Source organism: Arthrobacter sp. StoSoilA2 (genome assembly GCF_019977195.1).
In the GTDB taxonomy this organism is placed as follows: domain Bacteria; phylum Actinomycetota; class Actinomycetes; order Actinomycetales; family Micrococcaceae; genus Arthrobacter.
Genome location: NZ_AP024643.1, coordinates 4,434,376 through 4,458,421 on the forward strand (window position 1 = coordinate 4,434,376; position 24,046 = coordinate 4,458,421).

The window sequence follows — 24,046 nt, forward strand, 5'->3', positions numbered from 1 at the left end:
TGCTTTAGCGCAGGACGATATCCACGGGATTCGCCTCGGACCGCCATGCGCCGGGCTCTCCCGGGCCCGCAATGACGGGAGACGTGAGCACGCCGGACCGGTTGGTCCGCTTGTCGCGGAGGATTTCCGTAACCGAACCAAGGTGACGCGACAGGTCGATCACGTTTTCCGGCGCGGCCAGCAACAACTGGAAGCCGAACTCGTGAAGCGCCTTGATTCCGGCTCCTGCAAATTCCTCGGATGCCAGCACGAACGCTTCGTCCATCATCACGGTGCCGTAGGTAGTGAAGCCCTGCTCGGCAATACCCAGCTGGTAGCTCAGGGCCGCGGCCATGATGAACGCCGTGAAGCGCTGACGTTCACCGCCGGACATGGAGCCGGTATCGGCATGCATGAAGACCTCGGTCTTCTTCTTGCCGGCCTTGCCGGTTTTCGCCGACTTCCCGGCCACCTCCTTGTGCTCCTTGCACTGGATAAACAGGTGGCCGCGGACGTCCAGCACTTCGGCGCGCCAACGGCGGTCCTCAGGGGTTTGGGAACCGAGACGCTTCACCAGGGTCTCCAGCGACTTGTAGCGGGCGGTGAGCTCGGCGTCGTCGTCGACCTCCGTTCCAGCTGCGGCAGATGCGCTGCGGGAGGGCCGCGTGTGTTTGGCCTTCAGCGCGTTCTGGATCGCATCCTTGAACTGCTTGGCCGTAGCCGGAAGCGTCTGCTTGATGTCCAGCTCCAGATAGCTGCCCTCGTGGAAATTGACCTCCGACAAGATGCCGTTGAGGGGCAGGATCCGGCTGGTGATACTCCGGCGCTCCTCATCCAGCAGGTGCAGCAGCGTACTGAACGATTCGTGCGTGCGCTGGTTGAAGAACAGCCGGAACTCGGCCTCCTGGGCGGGTAGGCCATCGCTCACGATCGCGTGATAGCGCGATTCGAAGTCCCCGGCAGCCCCGATGGACGTGCCATGGTCAGCGCTGATGGCGCTGCCCCAATCACGCACGAAGGCCTCGAAAATTCGCGTCAAACGCTCGGCCGTCGCTTGGCTGCGCGATTCGGCGGCGTGCAGCTCGTCGAGCAGCTTGTTGCGGACGCTGTTGGCCAGGTTGTCGAGTTCGTACAGTTCGGATACCTCGCCGACGCCGGCAAAGTACGGTTCCAGCGCGGCCACGGTGGAGCTCGACGGCGGTGCTTGCTCAAGTTTCAACCTGGCGGCATCGAGCAGGCCGTCAGCCGTGATCATCTTTTGGTCGAGCGCTTTGTATTCGCTCTGCAGCACGGCCGCCGCACCTGTGGAGGACTGGTGCTTTTCCCGTACTGCCTCGATGTTGGCGCGTAACGGTTCAAGGTCCGCCTGGGCAGCCAACGCATCGGAAAGCCGCTGCTCAATCCGGGCAAGCTCGTCCGCGGCAACAGCTGCGGAGACCTGTTCCCATGGACGCTCATCCTCGGCCACCCTGCGAAGGGCTTCCAATTGCCGGGCCATCCCTTGGTGGGAATCCTCACGGCTTTGCGCCAATTCGGCAGCCTTGGCCAGCTCGTTTTCCAGCTCGCCCACGCGGGCCGCCACCAGTTCGAGCTTGGATGCGTTGTCAAAGCCGAGGACGTAATCCTGCCGGCTCGTGAAACGGTCGTCCTTTTCCACGGTGTGCCGGTTGCGTTTGACCACGCCACCCAGGCTGAGGCCCTTGTCCATCGCTGCAAGCTCGTCCGGGTTCTCCACGCACGGGTACGCGAAGTCCAAGGCGATCCGCTCGCGGATCCATGCCCCGGCGTCGGCGTTGGCGCCCGAGGTGAGGATGCTCAACTTAGTCAAGAGGTCGCCGTCGGACACGTCCTCCACAGCCAGCGCGCCACCGGCAACGGGCTTGGACACATCAACCGCACGCAGTGCACCCCGGACCGTGTTGTCGTTCAAGTACCGCGTAACCGCAGCGAAGTGCTCTCCCGGGACCAACAGCGTGGTGGCGAGGTTGCGGAGCGCACGTTCCGCGGCCGGACGCCACTGATCCTGGCCCTCGGCGAGGTCGATCAGCTCACCGCCAAACGGCATCCGTTCCTCGGGGATGCCGGTCGCGGCTGCGATCGCGGCCCGGTTTTCTATGCTCGACGGCGGCAAGAGGGACTTGCGCGACCGCAACGACAACAGCTCCTGCTCAGCCGCAGCCAGCTCGCGTTTCTTGGTCGCGTGGCCGTCGAAGGCCTCGAAACGGAGCTCCTTCAAAGCCTCCGAATCGTCCTTCAACTCCGCCGAACGGGCAGCCGCCTGCTCATGGGCCTGGTCCCAGCCCTCGGCCGACCACTCAAGGTTCAGCCCGGCATCGGCCAGCGCCTTCCGGGCAGATTCCTCCACCTGTTGGCGCAACTTCAAACTGACGCGGGCGTTCTCCAACGACTGCTCGATAGCCGAAATGGCGTTACCGCCGCGGTTGTTGTAATCCAGCTCCAGCTCACGGAGCTCCTTGGCCAAAGCATCCCGGACCGTGCGCTCGGCAGCGAGTTCCTGTGCCTTGGACTGTGCCAATTCCTTGAAACGCGCCAAGGTCTTGGCGTGGACGGTGACAGCAAGCTGCTGCTTGTACGCCTCAAATTCCTCGCCAGCCAACTCGCGAAGCCTGTTCGCGTCCAACAACGCCTGCGCATAATCCTTGTTCAGCCCAGGTACCGGCGCCAGCTGATCGCGCTGCTGCCGGACATCCTCCAACCGCTGCCGGATGGACATCAGGTTGCTGAATTCCTCCACCACATCATCAGCCGCAGCCAACGTAGCCGGAGCATCGAGTACCTGGTCGCGGAAAAACGTATTAACGCTTCCGCCAAGGCCTTTCCCGGCCTGGATGACGCGCAGCAGGGGAAGCGCCTGGTCAGAGTTGATGCCCAGGAGCCTACGGAACCGCTCCGCGAACGCCTTATGGACGTCGAAGACCTGCCCATCCGGGAAGATCGATTCCAGCGCGCCCTTGGTGAACCTCTTCCGGGCGATCCCCTCGATCGCTTCCAAGTCCAGCGGCTTGTTGTCGATCACGTAAAAACGACCGACGCTGGACTCCGTGCCATTCTTCGGCAAATCAAACAGCGCAGAGACCGTCACCTTCGTGCCTGCCGCGTTATCAAACGTCAGAGCGACGGCGGACCAAGTGGCACCAGGGCGTTGGAAGGCACTGGCCGAACCATCCCCAACAGCCTTATCACCGACCTTGCCGCGCATATAAGTGAACGTGGTCCTCTTGTCCTCCACAGCGCCACCGGAACGCTGCGCAGCAGCCTCATTCGAGCGCGGTCGGGCATCAAAGACACGGAGCATGGCATCGAACAGCGTTGACTTGCCGACGCCCGAATTGCCCGTCAGGAGGGTCCCGTTGCGATCCACGTGCATCGTATGGGCCCCATGGAAGGTGCCCCAGTTGACCACCTGCACGAGTGCCAAACGCATCTGGCCCGGGTTGGTGAGCTCGCCGAGCGGGAGCATGCTTGCGATGGTCACTTGGCTGGCTCCTGGTCGCTTTTTGGGTCACTTAACGCGGCGGTACCGGACACATGCTCTGCATGCTCGCTCGTACCTCCCCAACCGCCCCCTGACCTCGCAAGCTCGGTTAGGGAACCCTGCGGTTGTGGGCCCACCTTGGACGCATGCTGCCGCATGTCTCCGGGATCGCCGCTCGCTTCGGTGAGGTTCGCGCCCGAGGTAGACGACGCCGATGCCGCCCCGGGAGTGGCATCGGGCCTTCCGGAGCCGGGCGGCTCGCTGCTTGCAGCAGAGTCGTCCGGCGAAGGGGCGGGGGCGGCATCGGCGTCGTCGTCCCCAGCCCCGGGCGCGGCGTCGTCGTCCAGGTCGTCATCTGAGGTTGTGGATTGATTTGAGTCTGGGTCGATGTCCAGGACGGGCTCCGTGCCCGACTCGTCGGCGGCTACGGCGATGAGGGCTTCGATTTGGGCCGGGATGTCGCCGATGTTTTCGAACGGGAGAGCCAGGGGGAGGGCGTTGCTGATGGTGTAGGTGTCGTCCAAGGGGGTGGGGAGGAGGAGTTGGCGGGCCAGGAGTTTGGTGATGGTGCGGGTGACGACGTCGGAGTCGCGGAGCGCATCCTGCTGGCCGGGGGGAGTGTAATTGGCCACGAGGTCCGAGATCTCTTCGCGGGTGATGGTGGGGTCCGTCTGGGCTGTGACGTGGCGGTCAAGGAGGAGCCGCAGGCGCAGCAGGACGATGGTTTCCACACGACTCAGTGCACGCTGCTGCCGCAGGATGCTTGATCGTGAACTGGCGCCGATGATCTCAGGGTCAACGGGGCGGAGGACTGCGATCTTACGGTCGTGATCGAGCTGGAGGGTGAGGAACAGTTCCGAAAGGCGGCTGCGGAGGATGAGTTGGTTGTCCAGGAGGGTGGTCCAGAGCTTCTCGTCCCGGCCGCCGTCGATGTAGGGGCCTTTCAGCAGTTTGACCAGCGCGTGACGGACCTTCATCGGCAGCACGCCTGTGTCACCGGGGAAAAGCGCAGCGCCGTCAACGAACGTGTCCCGCGGGGTAATGCGGAATGGGTCGCCTTGGCTGGCGGGGGGCGCAGTTTCAGCCGGGACTTCAGCCTCCTCAAGGGTGACTTGCTCCTCCTCGGTGACGTCCGTCGTCGTGATTTCCTCAGTCATCAGAATCCTCATTCAGCGTGACGACAGGCAGGTACGCAGTGCGGATACTGCCGTCGATTTGTTCGAAGTCGATGTGTTCCCAGGCGGCCCGGTCGAACCCCGCGCCGCTGTGCAGCGCCCTGGACAGCAGGGATCGGACGGTGTTGATGTGTCGTTCCTCGGCGGGCAGGTTTTCCCATGCCTCGCCCAGGGTGGCTGCGCCGGCCATCGCGGCCCGCACAACGGCCGGCTTGGCCTTGCCGGTGCGTGCCGAGCGCACCCGGTCCGAATCGCTGAAGGCGATGGGGTCCGCCAGCCGGGGCGGGGTCGCGAACTCGTCCGGGTCAAAGAGCTTGACCATGGCCAACGACTCGAATCCGGCGTTATACAGGACGGGGCCGCGTACCAGGCCGGGACGGTCACGTTCGTAGGGCATGGACCGGATGGCTTGCTCTGCCTCAGCCAGAACCTTGCGCAGGCTGACGGACTGACGGACGTCGTCGCTCTGGATGTAGGTGTTCAGGCTTTCGGAGAGCTTGCCGTAGATTCTCTGGATCTGGCTGTGCTGGGTTCGCAGTTCAGCCACGAGGTTCTTCAGCGTTTCGCGGTCTTCGTGCGAAAGATCGTCCGCGAACTGCCGGCTGAGGACCTCGCCGATCGCGGATCGGAAACGCAATTGCTGCTGCGGGTCTTCCAGGAAGGCTGTGAAGGAGCGGAACGTCCTGCCCTCGGGACTTTGGCGCAGGCGTTTGTCGGCCTCCAGGACCTGGGCCATGGTTGCGCCCTTGCTCAGCGACTCCTCGATGATCTGGTTGCGGAGCTCGCCCACCAACTCCTCGATGCGGTCGCGCATTTTCTTGTAGTCAGCGGGAAGGCTGGCGGCGAGGTCAAGGATATTGCCTGCGGCCTCAACAGCTTCTTCGTCGTCCAGGAGGCCGTCGAATTCGCCGGAGCTAATGTCCTGGACGAGTTGCTGGCGCTCCTGGATTTCTTCCTCCAGTGCCTCCAAACGTGCGCTTTGGTCCGGGTTGGTCTCGTTGGCGAGCTTCTCCACATCGCCAAGCAGCGTGCCCAGGCGGGAACCGTTGAGCGTGGAGCGCTCGCTGGAAAGGCTGTCCAGGAATGCGAGCACACGAGCCGCTGCTTCGGTGACCTCGTAGACGATCTGGCCGGACTGGTTGCGGCGTGTCAGAAATTGCTTGCGCGTCCATTCGTCGCCGAAGGCTTTGCCGTTCTGCTGGCCGCCCAGCCCTGGTTCCTGGCGGCGGAGCTGCTCAAGGAAGGCGTCGACGTCGGCATGGAACTCTTCCAGCGGAAGCTGCGGCCGGGTGCGGGTGAAGGAAGCCTGCAGCACCGCGATCACCCAAGGTGCCGAACGTGTCAGGGCCCAGGCGGGACCTTTGGTCAGTTGCTCAAGGTCGCGAAGCCGGGCACTGATGGCGTCGGCGGAGGACATCGCTGAACGGGACAACTACTCTCCTTCAGCTGCTGCGAAACCTGGCTGGCAGCGGAAACTGCCCCGTACAAGGTTAACGCAGAGCGTCCCTACCCATCTAAGTAGCAGCAGAGCACGTTTACGGGCCCCTAAACGCGCTCTACTGCGACCTAGACTCCCAGTTGGGCGGGGCAGGTGCCGAAGCCGCACGCCGCCGTCGTACTCATTCCGTTACATACCGCCCGGTTCGGTTTCGATCCCATATCGACACGGCCGCGGCGCGATTCCGTGCTGGCCGAAAACCACGCCCACCCCTAATGTCGGATCATCGACGCAGCCACGCCGCGTCTACCCACGCACTGTCGCATAGGGGGAACCATGGATTTCGACTTCACTGCTCTGGAAACAGCCACCTACGTATTCATTGGAACGCTGGTCTTCGCCGCCATTTTGGTGGCGTTTATCGCAGCAGCGGCCATAGCAACAATCGTTCTGATCGGTGCCATGGGAATGGCCTGGTACACCGTCAAGGCAGTCCTGGGCGGCTTGGTGCATGGCATCAATTTTGCGTGGGACAGCCTGGTCCATCACGCAGGACAAGTGGAAATCCCGGCCGAATTCCAGCCCCAGGTTTCCTCTGGCACGGGTAGCTACCCGCGGGTAGCATTGAGGGACAGCTGAAGGGTTCCCACCCGAGGCGGACCCTGGCTCCATCCGGCACAACCGGCTAGAGGAGTTATTCCATGACGTCCGCTACTGACAACAGTCTCACCGCCGCAAGCGTCAACGCCACAGCAGAAGAAGCCCGCGCCGTCGCCGAGGCTGCCCGCGAAACTGAATGGAACCGGCCCAGCTTTGCCAAGGGCCTGTACTTGGGCAGCTTCGACCTCAGCCTGATCCATCCGTGGCCACAAGCCAAAACGGAGGACGTGGAGCGCGGCGAAGAGTTCATGGCCAAGCTCGATGCGTTCTGCAGGTCCATGTCCGGACGGGTGATCGAACGCGACGCGAAGATCCCGGATGAGTACCTTGCAGGCCTCGCGGATCTGGGCGTTTTCGGCATGAAAATCCCCCGCGAATACGGTGGCCTGGGATTGTCCCTGGTCTATTATGGCCGCGCGCTGGCTTTGGTGGGCTCCGTCCATCCGAGCCTGGGCGCACTGATTTCGGCGCATCAGTCCATTGGCGTTCCGGAGCCCGTCAAAGAATTCGGCACGCCCGAGCAGAAGCAGGAATACCTTCCGCGCTGCGCCGCCGGCGCCATCACGGCTTTCCTCCTGACCGAGCCCGACGTCGGCAGCGACCCCGCCCGGATGGGCGCCACTGCCGTTCTGTCGGACGACGGCCGGTCTTACCTTTTGGACGGCGTGAAACTCTGGACCACCAACGGTGTGATCGCCGAACTCGTGGTAGTCATGGCAAGAGTTCCGGCCCACACCGACGCCGACGGCACCACGCACAAAGGCGGCATCTCCGCGTTCGTCGTGGAGATGGACTCCCCCGGCATTACGGTGGAAAACCGGAACAGCTTCATGGGCCTGCGCGGTATCGAGAATGGCGTGACCCGTTTCCACCAAGTGCGCGTGCCGGTGGAGAACCGCCTGGGCCGCGAGGGCCAGGGCCTCAAAATCGCCCTCACCACGCTCAATACGGGACGTCTTTCCATCCCCGGGCTCTGCGTTGCGGCTGGGAAGTGGAGCCTGAAGATTGCCCGCGAATGGTCAAACGCCCGTACGCAATGGGGCCGTCCGGTAGGCAAGCATGAGGCCGTTGGAAAGAAGATTGCGTTCATCGCCGCCACGACCTTCGCGTTGGAAGCCGTGTTTGAGTTGTCGGCCGAGATGGCCGACGCCGGCCAAAAGGACGTGCGCATCGAAGCCGCGCTGGCCAAGCTCTGGTCCACCGAACTCAGCTGCCGGATCGCCGATGAACTGGTTCAGATCCGCGGCGGCCGTGGCTTTGAAACCGCCGAGTCCCTTGAAGCCAGGGGCGAGCGCGCCGTGGCGGCCGAGCAACTCCTCCGGGACCTCCGCATCAACCGGATCTTCGAGGGTTCCAGCGAGATCATGAAACTCCTCATCGCCCGCGAAGCCGTGGACGCGCACCTTGCCGCCGCAGGTGACCTCGCCTCAGCGGACGCGAGCCTGCAGGACAAGGCGAGAGCCGCCGTCGGCGCTTCAGGTTTCTACGCCCGCTGGCTGCCGAAACTCGTTGCCGGGGCAGGCATGGACCCGCGCTCCTACGGCGAGTTCGGGCGTCTGGGCAAGCACCTGCGGTTTGTTGAAAGGTCCTCGCGACGGCTCGCCAGGCAGACTTTCTATGGCATGGGGCGCTGGCAGGCGAAGCTGGAACACAAGCAAGCGTTCCTGGGCAGGATCGTGGACATCGGCGCCGAACTGTTCGCCATGGCAGCATGTTGCTCACGTGCCGAAATGCTGCTTCGTACCCATCCGGAACACGGCGCCACCGCCTTTGAACTCGCCGAGGCCTACTGTGAGCAGGCACGGGTGCGGGTGGACGAATACTTCGACCAGCTGTGGCGGAACACCGACGACGGCGACCACCACCTTTCGCGCAAAGTCCTCGCCGGGGATTACGCCTGGCTTGAGGCCGGAGTCCTGGACCAGTCCGAAGGCACCGGGCCGTGGATCGCCGATGCGTCCCCTGGTGCCTCAAGCAAGGAGAACCTGCACCGCAAGTATCGGTAATCCGGCGCGTTCCTTCCCATTTAGTCCCAGGCGCACCTCGCCGCGTCCGCAAGGATACGCGGGCTGAAGCTCCGGTTCGGCCGTTTTTGCCGTGGCAACCGGGAAGGAGCGTTAGCGCACGTCGCCGTCCACGTAGTACCAGACCTTGTCCTCGCGTACGAAACGGCTGAGTTCCCGCTGGACGCCCCGTTCCCCGTCGGACCGATAGTGCGCAGCGAACTCAACAGTCCCGGTGCTGTCCAGGGGCCCGCCCTTGGACGTGCCCAGGATGTCGAGCCTGCGCCAGTGCATGTCAGCGTCCAGTTCCAAGGAAGCCGGGCGGGTTGAGGCGTGCCACGTTCGCAGGAGGTACGCCGGGTCCAGAATGACGAATGCCGCATACCGGGAGCGCATCAGCTGCTCGGCTGTGGGTGCGTCGGCCTCACCGCGGTGGAACCGCCCACAACAATCGTCGTACTGCTCTCCGGAGAGGCAGGGGCATGCACCGTCGCGGAGTCGGCTGAAATCAGGGGTCACTGGGTCCCAATCTGAGGCTGAAAATGAGAGCTGGGCAACACATTTTCCCACGCCGTATAACAGCTTCGAAACAACCCTGCCCGAGGGTGGTGCGCGGCGTGATTCCGTCGGTGCTGGACCGTAGGCTAGATGTGCAAGCTGGGTGGGCAATGCGCGCATCGCAAAACGACAGCCAGGGGAGGCTACGTGGAGGATCCGACAACACTCGCCATCAACCTGACATATTTGGGCACAGTGGGGATGGCTATCCTCATGTTCCTGGGCCTGGGTGTGGTCGTCATCATCACTCTGGTAGTTGCCGGAGTGGGACGGCTTGTGTCGGTGATTCTTTTGGCGATGGTCGGCATCTTCCCCAAGAAGGAAACAGTCACCATCGTCCACTTGCCCCCGGCTCCGGAACGCGTACCCTCACCGGCGGGTGACGACGTCGATTACTCCAGTCGCGGTGTTGAGTCGCCGCTTGAAGATCTTGCCTACGTTCCTGCCGGATCCGCTGCCGAGCCCGCACACAATCCTGCTGCCGCGGAACCCAAGAAGGACCTCCTTGGCGATGTTCGACGCCGGGTCTCGGATGCCACTTCTGCCGTCAAGGACGGTGCGTGGAAGGTTCGCCCTAAAAAGGTGCCCAAGCCGGTCCACGTTAAGGAAGTGGTGGAAACGCAAACCGCCCACCACCCCTTGCTTGTGGCCGCCAGCAAGGAACCCCCCGTACTTGCAAAGGACTGGGCCGACGCCGTCGCGGAAGCTGACCGGAGGGCGGCCGAGCGCGCAAAGGCAGAGGAACCGCCCGCCATCAAGGTGACGGTCCGGGAGCTGGACGAGCCAACACCGCCGTCCAGCAAAGACGAACCGTCCGCCCCGAAGGCCCCGGACGCGCAGCAGTCTCCTGGCAGCGGTCCTGAAAAGTCCGGGCCTCAATCCAACAGGTCCGGCCAAGGGAACGGCCCCACCCAAGGGAACAGCCCGAAGAAATCAGGCCCGAACACTTCCAAGAATGGAAAGTCTTCGAGCCCCATCCGTAAAGGATCGCTCAGCGGGGCAAGCCGCAACTCCTAGGCTGCGAGCTGCCGGAACGATGCTCCGTGGTAGATCAGTGGCTTGGATTCGTGGTTGATGGTGGTGGCCTTGACCTCGAGGACAACGATCGCGTGATCCCCCGCCGGCGTTTCGGAGACAACTTCGCATTCGAAACCCAGCACCGCGCCGTCGATAAGAACGGCCCCCGAGTCGCTGACACTGGTGGACAATCCGGCGAAGCGGTCCCGGGTCTTGGAGGACAGCTGAAGGCAGGCAGCTTCCTGGCCCTCGGCCAGCACGGACACACCCAACCTGCTGGCCTGCCGAAGCTTGGGCCACGTTGTGGAGGAGTTCTGTACCGCGAACATCACCAACGGCGGTTCCAATGACACGCCCACAGTGAAGGACGACGCCACCAGTGCCTCCGGCGTGAAATCCACCATGGCACTGAAGGCAGCCACTCCGGACGGGAACTGCGCAAATGCAGCCTTGATGGCCGCCGTTTCTTCCACGGTCGTCTGTGTCATTGTGCTGTCCCCTATCGTGCGTTGCTTGAGTTCCTTTCCCATAATTCACCCGCTTCCGGGAACGGCAATATTTGTTGATTCGAAAGACATTTGTGTTGCCGCGTGTCAAGAAATGTCGCGAAGTAAGGCCCCTTCCATTACCTCGCAAGACGAAAAACGAAGAAGTTCTACCGTTTGCATTTCGGGGTCCCACGGCCCTGTGTAGCCTCGATTGGACATCCCTTGATGACGGTTGAGCCATCCACTGGCCCGCAGCTGTCAAACCACTGACCCACCACAGGAAGCCGACATGAGCCTCAACGAGCTACGAACGCTTGGACGCACTGGCGCCCTGATCAGCCCCCTCACGCTGGGTACTTTGAACTTTGGCACCGGGACCGCTCCCACCGGCCCTGCGGAGAGCATCCGCATCATTCAGGCGGCATTGGACGGCGGCATCACCAGCATCGACACCGCCGATATCTACTCGCAGGGTGAGGCCGAAGTCGTGGTGGGCCAGGCAATCCACGGACGGCGCGACGACGTTTTTCTCGCCACCAAATTCCACGGCCAGATGGGGTCCAATCCAGCGCATGCCGGAAATTCGCGCCGGTGGATCGTCCGGGCTGTTGAGGACAGTTTGAGGCGGCTGAACACGGACAGGATCGACCTCTACCAAGCGCACCGTCCCGACTACAACACCGATCTTCTTGAGACGATCACCACCCTGAACGATCTCATCCGGCAGGGCAAGATCCTCTACTACGGCACCTCAGTGTTCAGTCCGGCGCAGCTCGTCGAGGCACAGTGGATCGCGAACACCAACCACCTGACGCCCCCGGTGGTGGACCAAGTTCCCTATTCCCTTCTGGTTCGCGCCAACGAACGCGACGTTTTCCCCATCACCCAGCAATACGGCGTCGGGGTTTTGAGTTATGGACCACTCGACGGCGGTTGGCTGGCTGGCGGTTACCGCGTTGGCGCGGGCCAGCCCGAAAGCTCACGTGCGGCTGCGGTTCCCGGCCGCTTCGACGTGGCCGCTCCCTTCAACCAGGGCAAGCTGCACGCGGCGGACGCACTCGCACAACTGGCGGCCAGGTATGGACTGTCCCTCATCCAGCTTGCTGTCGCCTTTGCCCTGAACCACCCCGCCGTGACCAGTGTGATCATTGGACCGCGGACCGAGGACCATCTCACCGACTACCTGAAGGCCGCCGACGTGGTGCTCAGCGAAGCGGTTTTGGATGAAATCGATGACATCGTGGCCCCCGCCGTCAACTTCCTTGAGCGGGACGCCGGCACGGTCGCTCCCCATCTGGAGTACCCGGAACTTCGACGCCGCTAGGTTCCTTGCGCTGTGAGGCCCGCTCCGTGGCCTTCAGTCCTAGTGAAGCACGTCGGGCAGGGCGCACAATCGCCTATTGACGGCATTGGACCATGGCGTGATCCTTGTCCTAAGTGCTGCGGCACGCCCGCAGCGTCAGGTCCAGTAGAACGCCGCCTCCCATGTCCAAACCCCATGTCAAGCAAGAAGCGGCGAAAGCCGTCATCCCGGGACAGCCGACCGAAGGTCCCCTGACCCACGAAGAGTTGCAGCTCTCCGGCCGCAACCATTCAATGCCGCTCGAAGCCCTCCAAGACGACATCACGCCGGCGGGCCTGCACTATCTGCTCATACACTTCGATATCCCGCACGTTTCCGCCGAGGCATGGCGCCTGCGGCTCGGTGGCGCGGTTGATCACAGCTTGGAACTGAGCCTCGACGACATCAAGGCGCGGCCCTCTGTGACCATGCCAGTCACCATGGAATGCGCCGGAAATGGACGCTCGCTCCTGCAACCACGTCCCCTCAGCCAGCCCTGGGTGCTGGGAGCAGTAGGCACTGCGGAGTGGACCGGAACCCCTCTGGCACCCCTGCTGGAGGAGGCAGGGTTGGCGGATGACGCCGTCGAGCTTGTCTTTACGGGCGCCGACAGCGGTATCCAAGGCGGAGTTGAGGAACCATACGCCCGCAGTCTTTCGATCGCCGAGGCGATGCACCCCGAAGTTATGCTGGTCTACGCCATGAACGGCAACCCGCTCCCTATCCAGCACGGTTTCCCGCTGCGGCTGCTGGTGCCGGGCTGGTATGGCATGGCAAGCGTGAAGTGGTTGACGTCCATTGAGGCAGTGACTTCACGTTTCATGGGATTCCAACAGGCCGTGGCCTATCACTACCTCCAGGGACCCGATGGGCCAGGTTTGCCCGTGACGCACATTCGCGTCCGCTCCCTGATGGTGCCGCCCGGGATTCCTGACTTCTTCACCCGACGCCGGGTAGTGGACGCCGGCCCAGTCATGCTGCAGGGCAGGGCGTGGTCCGGGCACGGCGAGGTGGAACGCGTGGAGGTAGGAATCGACGGCGAGTGGATGCCGGCCCACCTCGAACCTGCTGTCGGTGACTTTGCTTGGCGTTCGTGGACCATGGTGTGGGTCGCGAGCCCGGGAGAGCACGAGTTGCGGTGCCGTGCGATGGACTCCTCGGGTGCGCTGCAGCCCAGCGATCAAGTGTGGAACTACCAGGGCATAGGGAACAACATGGCCCAGCGGGTTGAGGTGACAGTTCGGTAGGGCTTGTCCGTCCGGCTTCTCGAGATCGCTGTCAACGCCGGACTAGACTCGTTCAAATCATGAGTATCCCGTCTTCATCTCCAGCGAATGTCCGGGTGGATGCCTGGTTGTGGGCGATCCGCGCTTACAAGACCCGATCCGCGGCTACCGCTGCCTGCCGCGCCGGCCACATCCGCATCAACGGAAACCCCGCGAAAGCCTCGCAAAGCGTGATTATCGGCGACACCATCAGGGTCCGCGAATCCGGCTGGGAACGGATCCTCGAAGTAAGGCGACTGATCGCCAAACGCGTCGGAGCCGAGGCTGCGTCGCACTGCTTCACCGACCACACTCCCCCACGGCCCGTCGCCCCCAAGCTCGGCCTTCCCCAGCGCGACCGCGGCGCCGGACGACCCACCAAGAAGGACCGGCGGGACATGGAGAAATTGCGGGGTTAGTTTTCCACATACGGTCACCCGCTGACCCGCTGCTGGCTTGCGGCCGTTTAGCTTGGTTGAGTGATCCCTCTGCCCCCTGCTCCTATCGACGTGAACATCCATACTGGGCCGGTCGAGTGGTGGCAAACTGTTGCAGGGCTGGCGCCGTTGGCTGCGCTGGCCGCAGCCGTCATTGCTGCTTGGATAGCGTGGAAGTCGCTGCGGCAGAAAACGGCGTCCGATAACAGGGCAGAATGGTGGCAAGCGATACCAGATAAGAGGTCGACGATGACGGAGCCAATGAGAACACCGGCACACCACGGCGAACGCAACGGGGCAACCGACAGGATCGACCGCGGCGCTGCCGCGCGTGACCGCGGCGTGCAAATCGCAGCCGCCCAGCTACGCCTGGTCACAGACCGCCGGCTGGGAAAAGAAACTCCCGACTGGGTCAGGCAGCTCGCGGCCGAGAAGCCTCGGCGCGACGTCTCGTAGGCTGCGGGCAACATCACCACAAATGACAATAGTTATCCACAAGCGGCCCCCTTCGACGTGAAACCCTGCCTCTGCCCCGCCTAGACTGGCCGACACATCGCCAAACAGCTGCTGGGGGAGCCTGTCATGTCACGCCTTTTTGCCAATTCTTCACGTGCCCTTGTTCGAGGATCGGTCTTCGGACTCGGACTGACAGCCGCGTTGCTGCTCACTGGCTGTCAGGGCGGCCAGCCCGGCGGTCCTCCTTCCGAAACAAGCTCGACGACGGCGTCACCCACCTCAGGGGTTTTGTCGCCGCGTCCTTCGGCTACTGAATCTTCGGGGAGTGCTACTCCCGCCGCTGTCTACAAGCCAGCCGACGCGAAGGGCAAGGCAGAGAATGTGCCAGTTCCTGTGATGCCCGAGCTGGCGAAGGAGAACACGAAGGAGGGGCTGGAGGCGTTTATCAGGTATTGGTACGCGCAACTGAACTACAGCTATGAGTCTGGTGAGACAGGAACGCTTCGGTCCCTCAGTGCCGCGAACTGCTCTTGGTGCACCTCACTTCGCGAAAGTGTTGAGGCTGCATGGAAGGACGGTCGGTGGGTCGCTGGGGCGGGAATACTTACCGCTTCACTGGAAATGGATTTCGATCCTGCAAGATCCTCGCAAGTGGCCATTGTTCAAGTAATACAAGAAGCTGTTGAAATCAGAAACGGCGACGGCTCCCTGTATCAAGACCCCACGCCAGCGACGAATTCAGCCAGTCGGGCTGAATTCGAGTTCAAAGATGAATGTTGGATCATGGTCGATCTCGGCCTGATTCGTTGAGCCAATGGTGATCAAACTTTGGCTCCCCGCATCAACTTTTGTCATTGCTGCGGGCGTTATCCTCCTACTGCAGGGCCCCGGGGCCACCGCCAAGGAGCCCAAGATCGACATCGGGTACGTAGACAATGGACTTAACCTGACAGCCACGCACTGGAGGAAGGACCCTGCCACCGGAAGCTTCGTGCCGAAGCTGGACGGCCCGTCCGCTGCGGAAGATCCTAACCAGTACATGCCGGATGTTCACTGCCGCTCGGGAGGGTCAGACACTCCGGACAGGGGGTGCCTAACGATGGAATGCCCCGCTAAAACGCCGGGTGGCGAAGAAGGAACACCCGTGATCTGGAAACAAGCTCCAAAGTCAATCGCGAACCCGCAGTGGACAGACTACCCGGCGATCAGCGGACCCACCTGCCTGTACGACACCCAACCCGAAAACGTTCTCGCGAACATCGCAGCCCGGATCCTGAACGACTTCCGCCAACTCCCCGTCAACCCGGGAACCCTGCAAGCCCAACCCTTCCCCCACACCCTCAAAGGCGGACCAACAAACTTCTACACCACCGCCACCGAACAAGGCTTCAACGTCACCATCCTCGGCCAGACCGTCCACCTGAGAGCAACCCCGGCAAGCTTCACCTACACCTTCGGCGACGGCACCAGCCTCGGCCCCACCCCCGCAGCCGGCTATTCGATCCCCGAAGCCGACTGGCTCCTCAACGACACCCGCACCAGCCACAGCTACACGGCAACAGGGAACTACCCCGCCACCATCACCACCAGCTTCACCGGCACCTACTCCGTGAACAACGGCCCACCACTGCCCATCAACGGAACCCTGGACCTGACCACCCCACCAAAAACCATCCAGGTCTGGAAAACAGAAAAAGCACTCGTCGCCGACACCTGCCAGGAAAACCCCACATCCTGGGGCTGCCCCAACGCCGAAAAATGACGGAGCCCGCAGCTTCCCGACCCTCATTGAGACTAAAAGGGAGCCAAATCGCCCGAAAACAGCAGCCTTGGCCCGCAAAGAAGGTCAGGAAACCACAGCACCCAAAAGGAACACAGGCAAGGAGATCAGGAGAACCACGTGTCCGGCGGACCCATGAAGAGCAGGAAGCTGAACACGCCCGCGACGCCCACCAGAACAATCGCAACGGCCTGGATCGGGTATCTGAGAACCCAAGCTTGCAGCTTCTCCAGCCCGCCTTGAGGTTCCTCTCCTCCGGCAGCCAAGCGCCAATCGCCGGCAAGGAGGCCTCGACGGTCAAGCGAGTTTTCCACGGGAACCGTGGCATACGGGATCACGGCAGAGACGATTGCGAGCAGTCCTGTGCGGGCAGTCCATTTCTGGTTGATCCATGTGAAGGCTGCTGTCGCTCCATAGCAAAGGAAGACAAAGCCATGGATGCCTCCCGCTACGCTGACGCCCACTTCCGTGGTGTGCGTGACGTACTTGAGGAACAGCCCAATCAGCAACAGCGTCCACGTCACAGCTTCGGCAAAAGCAACGGTACGAAACAGGGTGCGGGGCAGCATGGAAGTCCTCAGCTGGGAAACGGGAGTCACGTCCAATTTACCGTGACAGGACAAACACGTTCACCCCGGCAGAGGAAGCGAGTCCCGGTTCCGGATCTGCGAGTCCCCGAATTCGACAGGCACGGGGGCAATTTCCATCGGCGGCTCATGGCGGGTCCGGGCCTTGCCAACGGCGATATGGGGCAACCAGCGGGGTGACCTGTAACCAAGGGCAGGTGAGCTCAGGATGAAGTCGTCGATGTTGTCCAGGCCCAGGTCGTCCAGAAGCACATGGAGCCCCTGGACCAGAAGGGCCTGATAGTCGTGCACCTCTTGGGGAACGTCCACTTCCAGGCCCATGAGGCGGCCACCGCCCAAGGGGATCAGTTTGTCCGACTTTCCCAGAAATCCTTGCAGTACGGGCAACCCTGTCAGCCAACCCGCAATCTCCGGAAGTACCTTCTCTGACCGCGACATTCCTTTGGTCCAGGCTTCGATGTCCTGGACCAAATCATCGAGGATACCCACGTGCAGCAACGTCATGTGCAGCCCTTGCGGCTTCCGAAGGAAGTCGACGTAATGGCTTAGTCCCTCGTAATCGGTTTGCCCGGCGCCTATGCGGAGGACAGGCACCTCGACAGTGATCCGGGATTCATGCGGTTTGCCTCCAGCGGGGTTACTGGCCGTCATGCATGACATTATGCGCCGCCCGCCGCTCCCATGGCAGGCCCCGAACAGAAGCCCAGTGCCGCCGTCGTGCTTGACGCCCTACTTCCTGGAGCGGGCTTGAACCAGATTCGCAAACGGCAGGCGGCCATAGGTCGCAACGAAATCAGCGTGGTAGGCAGCCTCGGCTGCGTTCACTTCCGAAGGAGGTAGTTCTTTCCACGCGATGATCAGGTCCAAGGCGTCCCTAAGCTGCCAGATGAGGCGGGCGTCCCAGACGACAGTGGGTCGCCCTCGGCCGTAATCCATGAACTCCTGGATCTGCTTCCGAAGCCCCCGGTTTCCCTGGCTTCCGGCGCTGGCTTTGCCCAGGTACAACAGGGAAGCATCGGGAACCCACTCCGCTTCCAAAGCGTCACGCTTGAGGGATGGGTCTTTCTTCTTGAAGGTTCCGGCGGTGCCCTTGTTGAGGAAAACGGGCTCGAAGCCGGCAGGGCAAAGCAGGGCAAAGACCCCGGGGCCCTGGGGGATGCGCATGACGTCGAGGTCGTCCAAGGCTCGGAAGCCCGTGAAACCTTCGGCGGTGAGGGACTTTTTGGTGAAGAGCATGGTCCATTGTGTCAACCGCGCGTCTGCGGTGCCGGGCTTGCGACCTTGAGTCCGGCAAGGCCACGGTGGAGACGTCGAAATTCATGGACGTCTTCCAAGCCTTGGGATTCGAAATTGCCATACGCAACAGCGAGACTGGCCTGGTCCGATGGTAAATGCCCGAGCACTCGCCGCGTTTATGGGTGGGACCCAATGCGGCCTACAACGAGTTGGCACCGTGCGGTCGTGAACGTGTTGTTCGGCGACGAAGGTGTGGTGAAGCTGTTCGGCATCCTCCGGTCTATCGAGGGTCATGCGCGCGTGAGCTAGGTCCCCGCCGCAATCAGCGGAGCGCCCCGGCCCCAAAGCGTGAAGCGAATCTTTCAGCGTTGACACAGCCTTGTGACCCGTGCCATATTCGATAACGTGAACCTGTCAGACAGCCGGACAGCCGGACAGCCAGCCCCTCAGGGCTCTTCCGCTGGGCATACGCCGATCTCGCGCATTTCCGCGGCTGAGGCTGTCTTCGCGGCACTCAGAAGGGCTATCGAGGGCGGCCAGTTCGATATCGGCACCAAGCTGAGCTCTGAAGCAACGCTGGCAGCCCAGTATGGCGTGAGCCGCTCGGTCATTCGCGAAGCCCTGCGGTCCTGCAACACGCTGGGCTTGACTGTGACCAAGACCGGCAAGGGCACGTTCATTGTGGCCAACAAGGTCGCCAATGACCTTACCTTGGGCCAGTACAGTGCGCGTGATCTGAACGAGGCACGTCCGCACATTGAGATTCCCGCAGCCGGACTGGCAGCGCAGCGTCGCACCGAGGAAGAACTTGAGCACCTGAAGGACATCGTCCAGGAAATGCTCAACGAAAACGATCCCGAAGCGTGGGTAAACCTGGACGCCAGCTTCCATTCCGCCGTCGCCCGGGCCAGTGGCAACCGGGTGTTCGCCAGCGTCGTCTCCGATATCCGCGACGCCTTGGCCCACCAATCCGAAACCCTCAACCTCGTCGCTGACCGGCAACACCGCTCGGACGAGGAACATGTTGCCGTGCTGAACGCAATCGAAGCAGGCGACGCCGAAGCAGCGAGCAAAGCGATGGCCGATCACCTTCAGGCCGTCAGCGTCGCACTGGACACGATCCTCAGCAAATGAACCACCCAAAGGACACCATGCCTCAAGCGACCGCAGCAGCAGCGGCCCAAACAGCACAGAGAACACCCAACCACGTCCCGCTCGTCGAACAGACCCGCGACGGCTTGGTGGAGAGCATCCACTATGGATCGCTGATCGCCCTGAACGCCGATGGCAGCAGTGCCATCGAAGCCGGCGAGCCGGACGCGCCGATGTATCCGCGTTCTTCCCTTAAGCCGCTGCAGGCCGTTGCCCTCCTCCGCGCGGGCTTGGACATCCCCCAGAACCTCCTCGCCCTGACGGCGGCCAGCCACTCGGGCAGCAAAGCGCATCGCGACGGCGCCGCCGAGATCCTGGCGCTTCACGGCCTGACCGAAGCGGCACTGGGCAACAGCACCGACCTGCCATACGGCGTCGTTGAGCGCGAAGAATGGCTCCGCGCTGGCAACGGCCCAACCCAACTTGCCCAGAACTGCTCCGGCAAGCACGCGTCCATGACCGCAGTGTGCGTTATTAACGGTTGGCCCGTGGAGGGATACCTGAACCCGGAGCACCCGCTTCAGGTCCTGGTTCGTGACACCATCACCGAACTGACCGGCGAGGATGCAGCCGCGGTGAGCACGGATGGCTGCGGTACGCCGCTTTTTGCCCACACGCTTCACGGCATGGCCGGCGCCTATGGCCGCCTCGCCGCCGCTGACCAAAGCACCGTCGAAGGCAAGGTTGCCCACGCCATGCGCCGCTTCCCGGAGATGGTGGCCGGGGAAGGCCGCGACGTCACTGCTCTGATGCGCGCAGTCCCGGGGTTGCTGGCCAAGGACGGTTTTGAAGGCCTCCAGTTGGTGGGCTTGCCGGACGGCCGCGGCGTGGCCGTGAAGATTTCCGACGGCGGTGACCGCGCGCGCATGCCCGTCACCGTTGAGGTTCTCCGCCAGTTGGGCGTCGACGGCGGCAGCCTGGACACGCTTCAAAGCCCACCGGTGTTGGGCGGCGGCCTTCCGGTCGGCGAGCTCCGCGCAGCGCAATTTTTCAGCAAGAACTAAACCAAGGACAGCTATGACCACCGTCGATCAGGCGATCCCCATCCGTTCCGAACACGACCTCCTGGGGGACCGCGATATTCCCGGGAACGCCTACTGGGGCGTCCACACCCTGCGGGCCATCGAGAATTTCCCCATCACAGGACAGCCTCTGTCCACCAACCGCCACTTGGTCCGCGGCCTCGCCGCGGTAAAGCAAGCGGCGGCCCGCACGAATCATGAGCTCGGCCTCCTGGATGCCGAACGCGCCGGAGCCATTGACCAGGCATGCCAGGACGTCATGGATGGCATGCTCCAGGAGCAGTTCATGGTGGACGTGATCCAGGGCGGCGCGGGCACCAGCTCCAACATGAACGCAAACGAGGTCATCGCCAACCGTGCACTGGAAATCCTTGGTCACCCCAAGGGCGATTACTCAAAGCTGCACCCCAATGACCACGTCAACCTGAGCCAGTCCACCAACGACGTCTACCCGACGGCGGTGAACCTCGCCACGATCTTCTCAGTGAAGGAACTCCTCCTCGCCCTGGAAGAACTCGAGTTGGCCTTTGCCGAGAAGGGCCGTGAATTCCGCACGGTTGTGAAGATGGGCCGCACCCAGCTTCAGGACGCCGTTCCCATGACCTTGGGCCAGGAATTCGGTGGGTACGCCGTGACCATTGGCGAGGACCGTGCCCGCTTGGACGAGTCCCACATGCTGATCCACGAGATCAACCTTGGGGCGACCGCTATTGGCACAGGCCTGAACGCGCCAGTCGGTTACGCAGATGCCGCCTGCCGTCACCTGGCCGAAATCACTGGCCTTCCGCTCCTGACGTCGGCGGACCTCATTGAGGCCACCCAGGATGTTGGCGCTTTCGTTCATCTGTCCGGCGTCCTCAAGCGTGTGGCAGTGAAGCTCTCCAAGATTTGCAACGACCTCCGCCTGCTGTCCTCTGGACCGCGTGCGGGTTTGGGCGAGATCAACCTGCCGGCTGTTCAGTCCGGCTCATCGATCATGCCCGGCAAGATCAATCCGGTGATCCCGGAAGTGGTCAGCCAGGTGGCGTACGAAGTCATCGGCAACGATGTCACAGTCACCATGGCCGCGGAGGCGGGCCAGCTTCAGCTGAACGCCTTCGAACCGATCATTGTGCACAGCCTGCACAAGAGCATCTCCCACCTGGAAGCAGCGTGCCGCACCCTTACGGCACGCTGCGTCCGGGGCATCACAGCAAACACCGAACGGCTACGGCTTACCGTGGAGCAGTCGATCGGTCTCGTCACGGCATTGAACCCCCACATCGGTTATGCCTCCGCCACGGCCATCGCCCAAGAAGCGCTGGCTACCGGCAAGGGTGTTGCAGAACTCGTCCTGGAGCACGGTCTGCTGACCGCTGCCCAGCTTGAGGAACTGCTCAGCCCGGAACGTCTGGCAAACCTGAGCAAGTAAGCCGAATCCGGCCAGTAAGCCCAGCGGCTCAAGAGAGCCGTCCCGCCCGATAAGGCACACCCCCACGAGGCCCTGTCCTGCGCTCCGGCCCCCGATCGGACGCGTCCAGGACACCCCCAACAGGACACCCCTAAGGATTCCAATGACCAACCCACCCATCACGGACCACACGGTCCCGGCCCAAGCGCATGCCAGCGAGAAAGCCCTCCACAAGGAGGACAAGGGCTACCACAAGGATCTGAAGCCCCGCCAGATCCAGATGATCGCGATCGGCGGTGCAATCGGCACCGGGCTGTTCCTGGGCGCCGGTGGCCGCCTCAACGCTGCGGGCCCTTCGCTCGTCATCGCGTATGCCGTATGTGGCTTCTTCGCATTCCTGATCCTCCGCGCTCTCGGTGAGCTCGTTCTCCACCGCCCCTCGTCGGGATCCTTCGTTTCTTACGCCCGTGAGTTCTTCGGTGAGAAGGCAGCTTTCGTTTCCGGCTGGTTCTACTGGATCAACTGGGCCACCACCACCATCGTGGACATCACAGCAGCGGCGCTGTACATGAACTTCTTCGGCAAATACGTCCCGTGGATCGGCGTGGTTCCACAGTGGGCATGGGCGCTTATCGCACTTGTCGTGGTCCTGAGCCTGAACCTGGTTTCGGTCAAGGTCTTTGGCGAGCTTGAATTCTGGTTCGCCCTGGTCAAGGTCGCTGCTTTGGTGGCCTTCCTGGTGGTAGGCAGCTACTTCGTCATCTTCGGCACCCCGGTGGAGGGCCAGGAAGTTGGCTTCAGCCTCCTCTCCGACAACGGCGGCATCTTCCCCAATGGCATCCTTCCCATGATCATCCTCATGCAGGGTGTGCTGTTCGCTTACGCATCGATCGAGCTCATCGGCACCGCCGCCGGTGAAACTCCGAACCCTGAGAAGATTATGCCCAAGGCCATCAACTCCGTGGTCTTCCGTATCGCAGTGTTCTACGTTGGCTCGGTCATCCTGCTCGCTCTGCTGCTCCCCTACACGTCCTACGAGAAGGGCGTCAGCCCGTTCGTGACGTTCTTCGGTTCCATCGGCATCCAGGGCGTGGACGTGATCATGAACCTCGTGGTCCTCACCGCCGCGCTGTCTTCGCTGAACGCCGGCCTGTACTCCACCGGCCGTATCCTGCGCTCGATGTCCGTTGCAGGGTCCGCCCCGAAGTTTGCCCAGCGCATGAACAAGGCCGGTGTCCCCTACGGTGGCATTGCGATCACGGCAGGTGTCTCGCTCCTCGGCGTTCCGCTGAACTACCTCGTCCCGTCACAGGCGTTCGAAATCGTCCTGAACGTTGCTTCCGTGGGCATCATCGTCACGTGGGCCACCATCGTCCTGTGCCAGATGCAACTCAAACGCTGGGCGGACAAGGGCTGGCTCAAGCGCCCGTCCTTCCGGATGTTTGGTGCGCCGTACACCGGTTACCTCTCGCTCCTGTTCCTGGTGGGCGTGCTGGTGATGGTCTTCATCGACTCCCCGCTCACCATGCTGGTCACGGCGATCGCATGCGCACTTATGGTGGTTGGCTGGTACCTGTGCCGCAAGCAGATCCACGAGCTTGCTGCGACCCGCGATGGCTACACCGGCAGCGCCCCGGTTATTGCCAACCGCCCCATGCGCGGCGGCGACTCCTAACAAGCCCCAATAGCGCCAGTTCCGAGTAACGCCCGACGGCGGCACCTGGGTTCCGTAACAACGGAACGCAAGTGCCGCCGTCGTTGGTTAACGAACCCAAGTAAGTCGCAGCAGATGCCGTTTTGAACACCCAAAAGGGCATCTGCTGCTACCTAGTTGGGTGAGAGCGCGCCAAAGCCAAACATCCGATGATTCGCGACTACTATGGACCCATGGCTGTCACAGATGAGGCGATTGGCAAGATCAAGGACATGCTGATCCGCGGGGAACTCAAGGCCGGGGATCGGCTTCCGCCCGAGAAGGAACTGAGCGAGCGGCTCGGCCTTTCGCGCAGTTCACTGCGTGAGGCGGTTAAGGCACTGGAGCTGATCCGCGTGCTCGACGTCCGCCGCGGCGACGGAACCTACGTCACCAGCCTCGATGCCAAGCTGCTCAACGAAGCCGTGGCATTTGTGGTTGACCTGCATCAGGACCGCTCCATTTTGGAACTCTTTGAGGTCCGACGAATCCTTGAACCGGCCACCGCCCACCTCGCTGCAGGCAAGATCGGACCGGCAGAGCTCATGGCGCTCCGGGCCACCATGGACGGCATCGACGAAAACACGGACGTCGAAGAACTCGTAGCCCACGATCTCGAATTCCACCGAATCATCACCGAAGCCGCCGGAAACGACTACCTTGGCAGCCTCTTGGAAGCCCTGTCCAGCAGTACGGTCCGAGCCCGGATCTGGCGTGGCCTGACGCAGGAAAAAGCCGTGGCCCATACGCTGGCAGAACACCGCGCTATCGCCGACGCCCTGGAACGCGGCGATGCCGAACTGGTCCGGGCCCTCGTGACTGTCCACATCAGCGGCGTGGAGAACTGGCTGCGGCAGGCGCTCTAGTCCGGG

The 24,046-nt window shown here is 62.6% G+C and carries 22 protein-coding genes and 1 pseudogene; 15 read left to right on the forward strand and 8 right to left on the reverse strand.

The features are described from left to right. Positions 1 to 4 precede the first annotated feature (4 nt). From LDN82_RS20230 to LDN82_RS20240, 3 genes and pseudogenes are all read right to left on the reverse strand, one after another. Entirely contained in the window at positions 5 to 3,475 is a 3,471-nt protein-coding gene (locus LDN82_RS20230) for an ATP-binding protein (RefSeq protein ID WP_224165605.1), read from the reverse strand. A 335-nt stretch (positions 3,476 to 3,810) separates the two neighbouring features. Continuing rightward, a pseudogene (locus LDN82_RS20235) lies at positions 3,811 to 4,632 on the reverse strand (DUF4194 domain-containing protein); the annotation flags it as partial. Further along, positions 4,625 to 6,082 carry a DUF3375 family protein gene (locus tag LDN82_RS20240; protein WP_224165606.1) on the reverse strand — a complete coding sequence of 486 codons (1,458 nt, stop codon included), beginning with the start codon at positions 6,080 to 6,082 and terminating at the stop codon, positions 4,625 to 4,627. The pseudogene LDN82_RS20235 and the gene LDN82_RS20240, both read right to left, overlap by 8 nt. Before the next feature lie 342 nt (positions 6,083 to 6,424). Here LDN82_RS20240 and LDN82_RS20245 point away from each other — a divergent pair, with 342 nt between their 5' ends. Both LDN82_RS20245 and LDN82_RS20250 read left to right on the forward strand, forming a co-directional pair. Then, entirely contained in the window at positions 6,425 to 6,727 is a 303-nt protein-coding gene (locus LDN82_RS20245; protein WP_224093514.1) for a hypothetical protein, read from the forward strand. Between the two features lie 62 nt (positions 6,728 to 6,789). After that, positions 6,790 to 8,754, forward strand: coding sequence for an acyl-CoA dehydrogenase family protein (locus tag LDN82_RS20250; RefSeq protein WP_224165607.1), 1,965 nt, complete (start codon positions 6,790 to 6,792; stop codon positions 8,752 to 8,754). A 111-nt stretch (positions 8,755 to 8,865) separates the two neighbouring features. Here LDN82_RS20250 and LDN82_RS20255 read toward each other — a convergent pair whose 3' ends face one another. Beyond that, positions 8,866 to 9,270 carry a YchJ family protein gene (locus LDN82_RS20255; protein ID WP_224093512.1) on the reverse strand — a complete coding sequence of 135 codons (405 nt, stop codon included), beginning with the start codon at positions 9,268 to 9,270 and terminating at the stop codon, positions 8,866 to 8,868. A gap of 186 nt (positions 9,271 to 9,456) precedes the next feature. Between LDN82_RS20255 and LDN82_RS20260 the strand changes: the two genes are divergently transcribed. Then, on the forward strand, positions 9,457 to 10,326 hold the full coding sequence (locus LDN82_RS20260; protein WP_224165608.1) for a hypothetical protein: 870 nt from the start codon (positions 9,457 to 9,459) through the stop codon (positions 10,324 to 10,326). On the opposite strand, the gene LDN82_RS20265 is transcribed toward LDN82_RS20260, so the two are convergent. Then, positions 10,323 to 10,814 carry a flavin reductase family protein gene (locus LDN82_RS20265; protein ID WP_224093506.1) on the reverse strand — a complete coding sequence of 164 codons (492 nt, stop codon included), beginning with the start codon at positions 10,812 to 10,814 and terminating at the stop codon, positions 10,323 to 10,325. The genes LDN82_RS20260 and LDN82_RS20265 overlap by 4 nt on opposite strands. A gap of 289 nt (positions 10,815 to 11,103) precedes the next feature. On the opposite strand from LDN82_RS20265, the gene LDN82_RS20270 reads away from it, so the two are divergent. The 6 genes from LDN82_RS20270 to LDN82_RS20295 all read left to right on the forward strand — a co-directional run bounded on the left by LDN82_RS20270 (position 11,104) and on the right by LDN82_RS20295 (position 16,076). Next, complete coding sequence (locus LDN82_RS20270; RefSeq protein ID WP_224165609.1) at positions 11,104 to 12,138, forward strand: aldo/keto reductase; 1,035 nt, start codon at positions 11,104 to 11,106, stop codon at positions 12,136 to 12,138. Positions 12,139 to 12,299: 161 nt separating this feature from the next. Continuing rightward, entirely contained in the window at positions 12,300 to 13,403 is a 1,104-nt protein-coding gene (locus LDN82_RS20275) for a sulfite oxidase (protein WP_224165610.1), read from the forward strand. Positions 13,404 to 13,462: 59 nt separating this feature from the next. Further along, positions 13,463 to 13,840: an RNA-binding S4 domain-containing protein gene (locus LDN82_RS20280; protein ID WP_055975330.1), complete on the forward strand. Its 378-nt coding sequence runs from the start codon at positions 13,463 to 13,465 to the stop codon at positions 13,838 to 13,840. 267 nt (positions 13,841 to 14,107) lie between these two features. Further along, the gene (locus LDN82_RS20285) at positions 14,108 to 14,314 is read left to right on the forward strand and encodes a hypothetical protein (RefSeq protein ID WP_224165611.1); all 207 of its coding nucleotides are present in this window, start codon (positions 14,108 to 14,110) and stop codon (positions 14,312 to 14,314) included. Positions 14,315 to 14,695: 381 nt separating this feature from the next. Beyond that, positions 14,696 to 15,124 (forward strand): DUF6318 family protein, encoded by a 429-nt coding sequence (locus LDN82_RS22610; protein ID WP_263422273.1) that lies wholly within the window; start codon positions 14,696 to 14,698, stop codon positions 15,122 to 15,124. A gap of 334 nt (positions 15,125 to 15,458) precedes the next feature. After that, positions 15,459 to 16,076, forward strand: a complete 618-nt coding sequence (locus LDN82_RS20295; RefSeq protein ID WP_224165613.1) for a hypothetical protein — start codon at positions 15,459 to 15,461, stop codon at positions 16,074 to 16,076. Between the two features lie 125 nt (positions 16,077 to 16,201). Here the strand turns inward: LDN82_RS20295 and LDN82_RS20300 are convergent, their stop codons facing one another. The 3 genes from LDN82_RS20300 to LDN82_RS20310 all read right to left on the reverse strand — a co-directional run bounded on the left by LDN82_RS20300 (position 16,202) and on the right by LDN82_RS20310 (position 17,917). Further along, the gene (locus LDN82_RS20300; RefSeq protein WP_224165614.1) at positions 16,202 to 16,693 is read right to left on the reverse strand and encodes a DUF3817 domain-containing protein; all 492 of its coding nucleotides are present in this window, start codon (positions 16,691 to 16,693) and stop codon (positions 16,202 to 16,204) included. Positions 16,694 to 16,723: 30 nt separating this feature from the next. Further along, entirely contained in the window at positions 16,724 to 17,332 is a 609-nt protein-coding gene (locus LDN82_RS20305) for a hypothetical protein (protein WP_224165615.1), read from the reverse strand. A 78-nt stretch (positions 17,333 to 17,410) separates the two neighbouring features. Beyond that, positions 17,411 to 17,917, reverse strand: a complete 507-nt coding sequence (locus tag LDN82_RS20310) for a hypothetical protein (RefSeq protein WP_224165616.1) — start codon at positions 17,915 to 17,917, stop codon at positions 17,411 to 17,413. An 8-nt stretch (positions 17,918 to 17,925) separates the two neighbouring features. Here LDN82_RS20310 and LDN82_RS20315 point away from each other — a divergent pair, with 8 nt between their 5' ends. The 6 genes from LDN82_RS20315 to LDN82_RS20340 all read left to right on the forward strand — a co-directional run bounded on the left by LDN82_RS20315 (position 17,926) and on the right by LDN82_RS20340 (position 24,040). Continuing rightward, a complete protein-coding gene (locus LDN82_RS20315; RefSeq protein ID WP_224165617.1) occupies positions 17,926 to 18,072 on the forward strand; it encodes a hypothetical protein in 147 nt (48 codons plus the stop codon). Positions 18,073 to 18,322: 250 nt separating this feature from the next. Beyond that, positions 18,323 to 19,051, forward strand: coding sequence for a FadR/GntR family transcriptional regulator (locus LDN82_RS20320; protein WP_224093488.1), 729 nt, complete (start codon positions 18,323 to 18,325; stop codon positions 19,049 to 19,051). Positions 19,052 to 19,068: 17 nt separating this feature from the next. Further along, positions 19,069 to 20,073 (forward strand): asparaginase, encoded by a 1,005-nt coding sequence (locus tag LDN82_RS20325; protein ID WP_224165618.1) that lies wholly within the window; start codon positions 19,069 to 19,071, stop codon positions 20,071 to 20,073. A gap of 13 nt (positions 20,074 to 20,086) precedes the next feature. Continuing rightward, entirely contained in the window at positions 20,087 to 21,502 is a 1,416-nt protein-coding gene (locus tag LDN82_RS20330) for an aspartate ammonia-lyase (protein WP_224165619.1), read from the forward strand. A gap of 142 nt (positions 21,503 to 21,644) precedes the next feature. Next, on the forward strand, positions 21,645 to 23,156 hold the full coding sequence (locus LDN82_RS20335) for an amino acid permease (RefSeq protein WP_224093486.1): 1,512 nt from the start codon (positions 21,645 to 21,647) through the stop codon (positions 23,154 to 23,156). 212 nt (positions 23,157 to 23,368) lie between these two features. Then, the gene (locus LDN82_RS20340) at positions 23,369 to 24,040 is read left to right on the forward strand and encodes a FadR/GntR family transcriptional regulator (protein ID WP_224093485.1); all 672 of its coding nucleotides are present in this window, start codon (positions 23,369 to 23,371) and stop codon (positions 24,038 to 24,040) included. Positions 24,041 to 24,046: the final 6 nt, after the last annotated feature.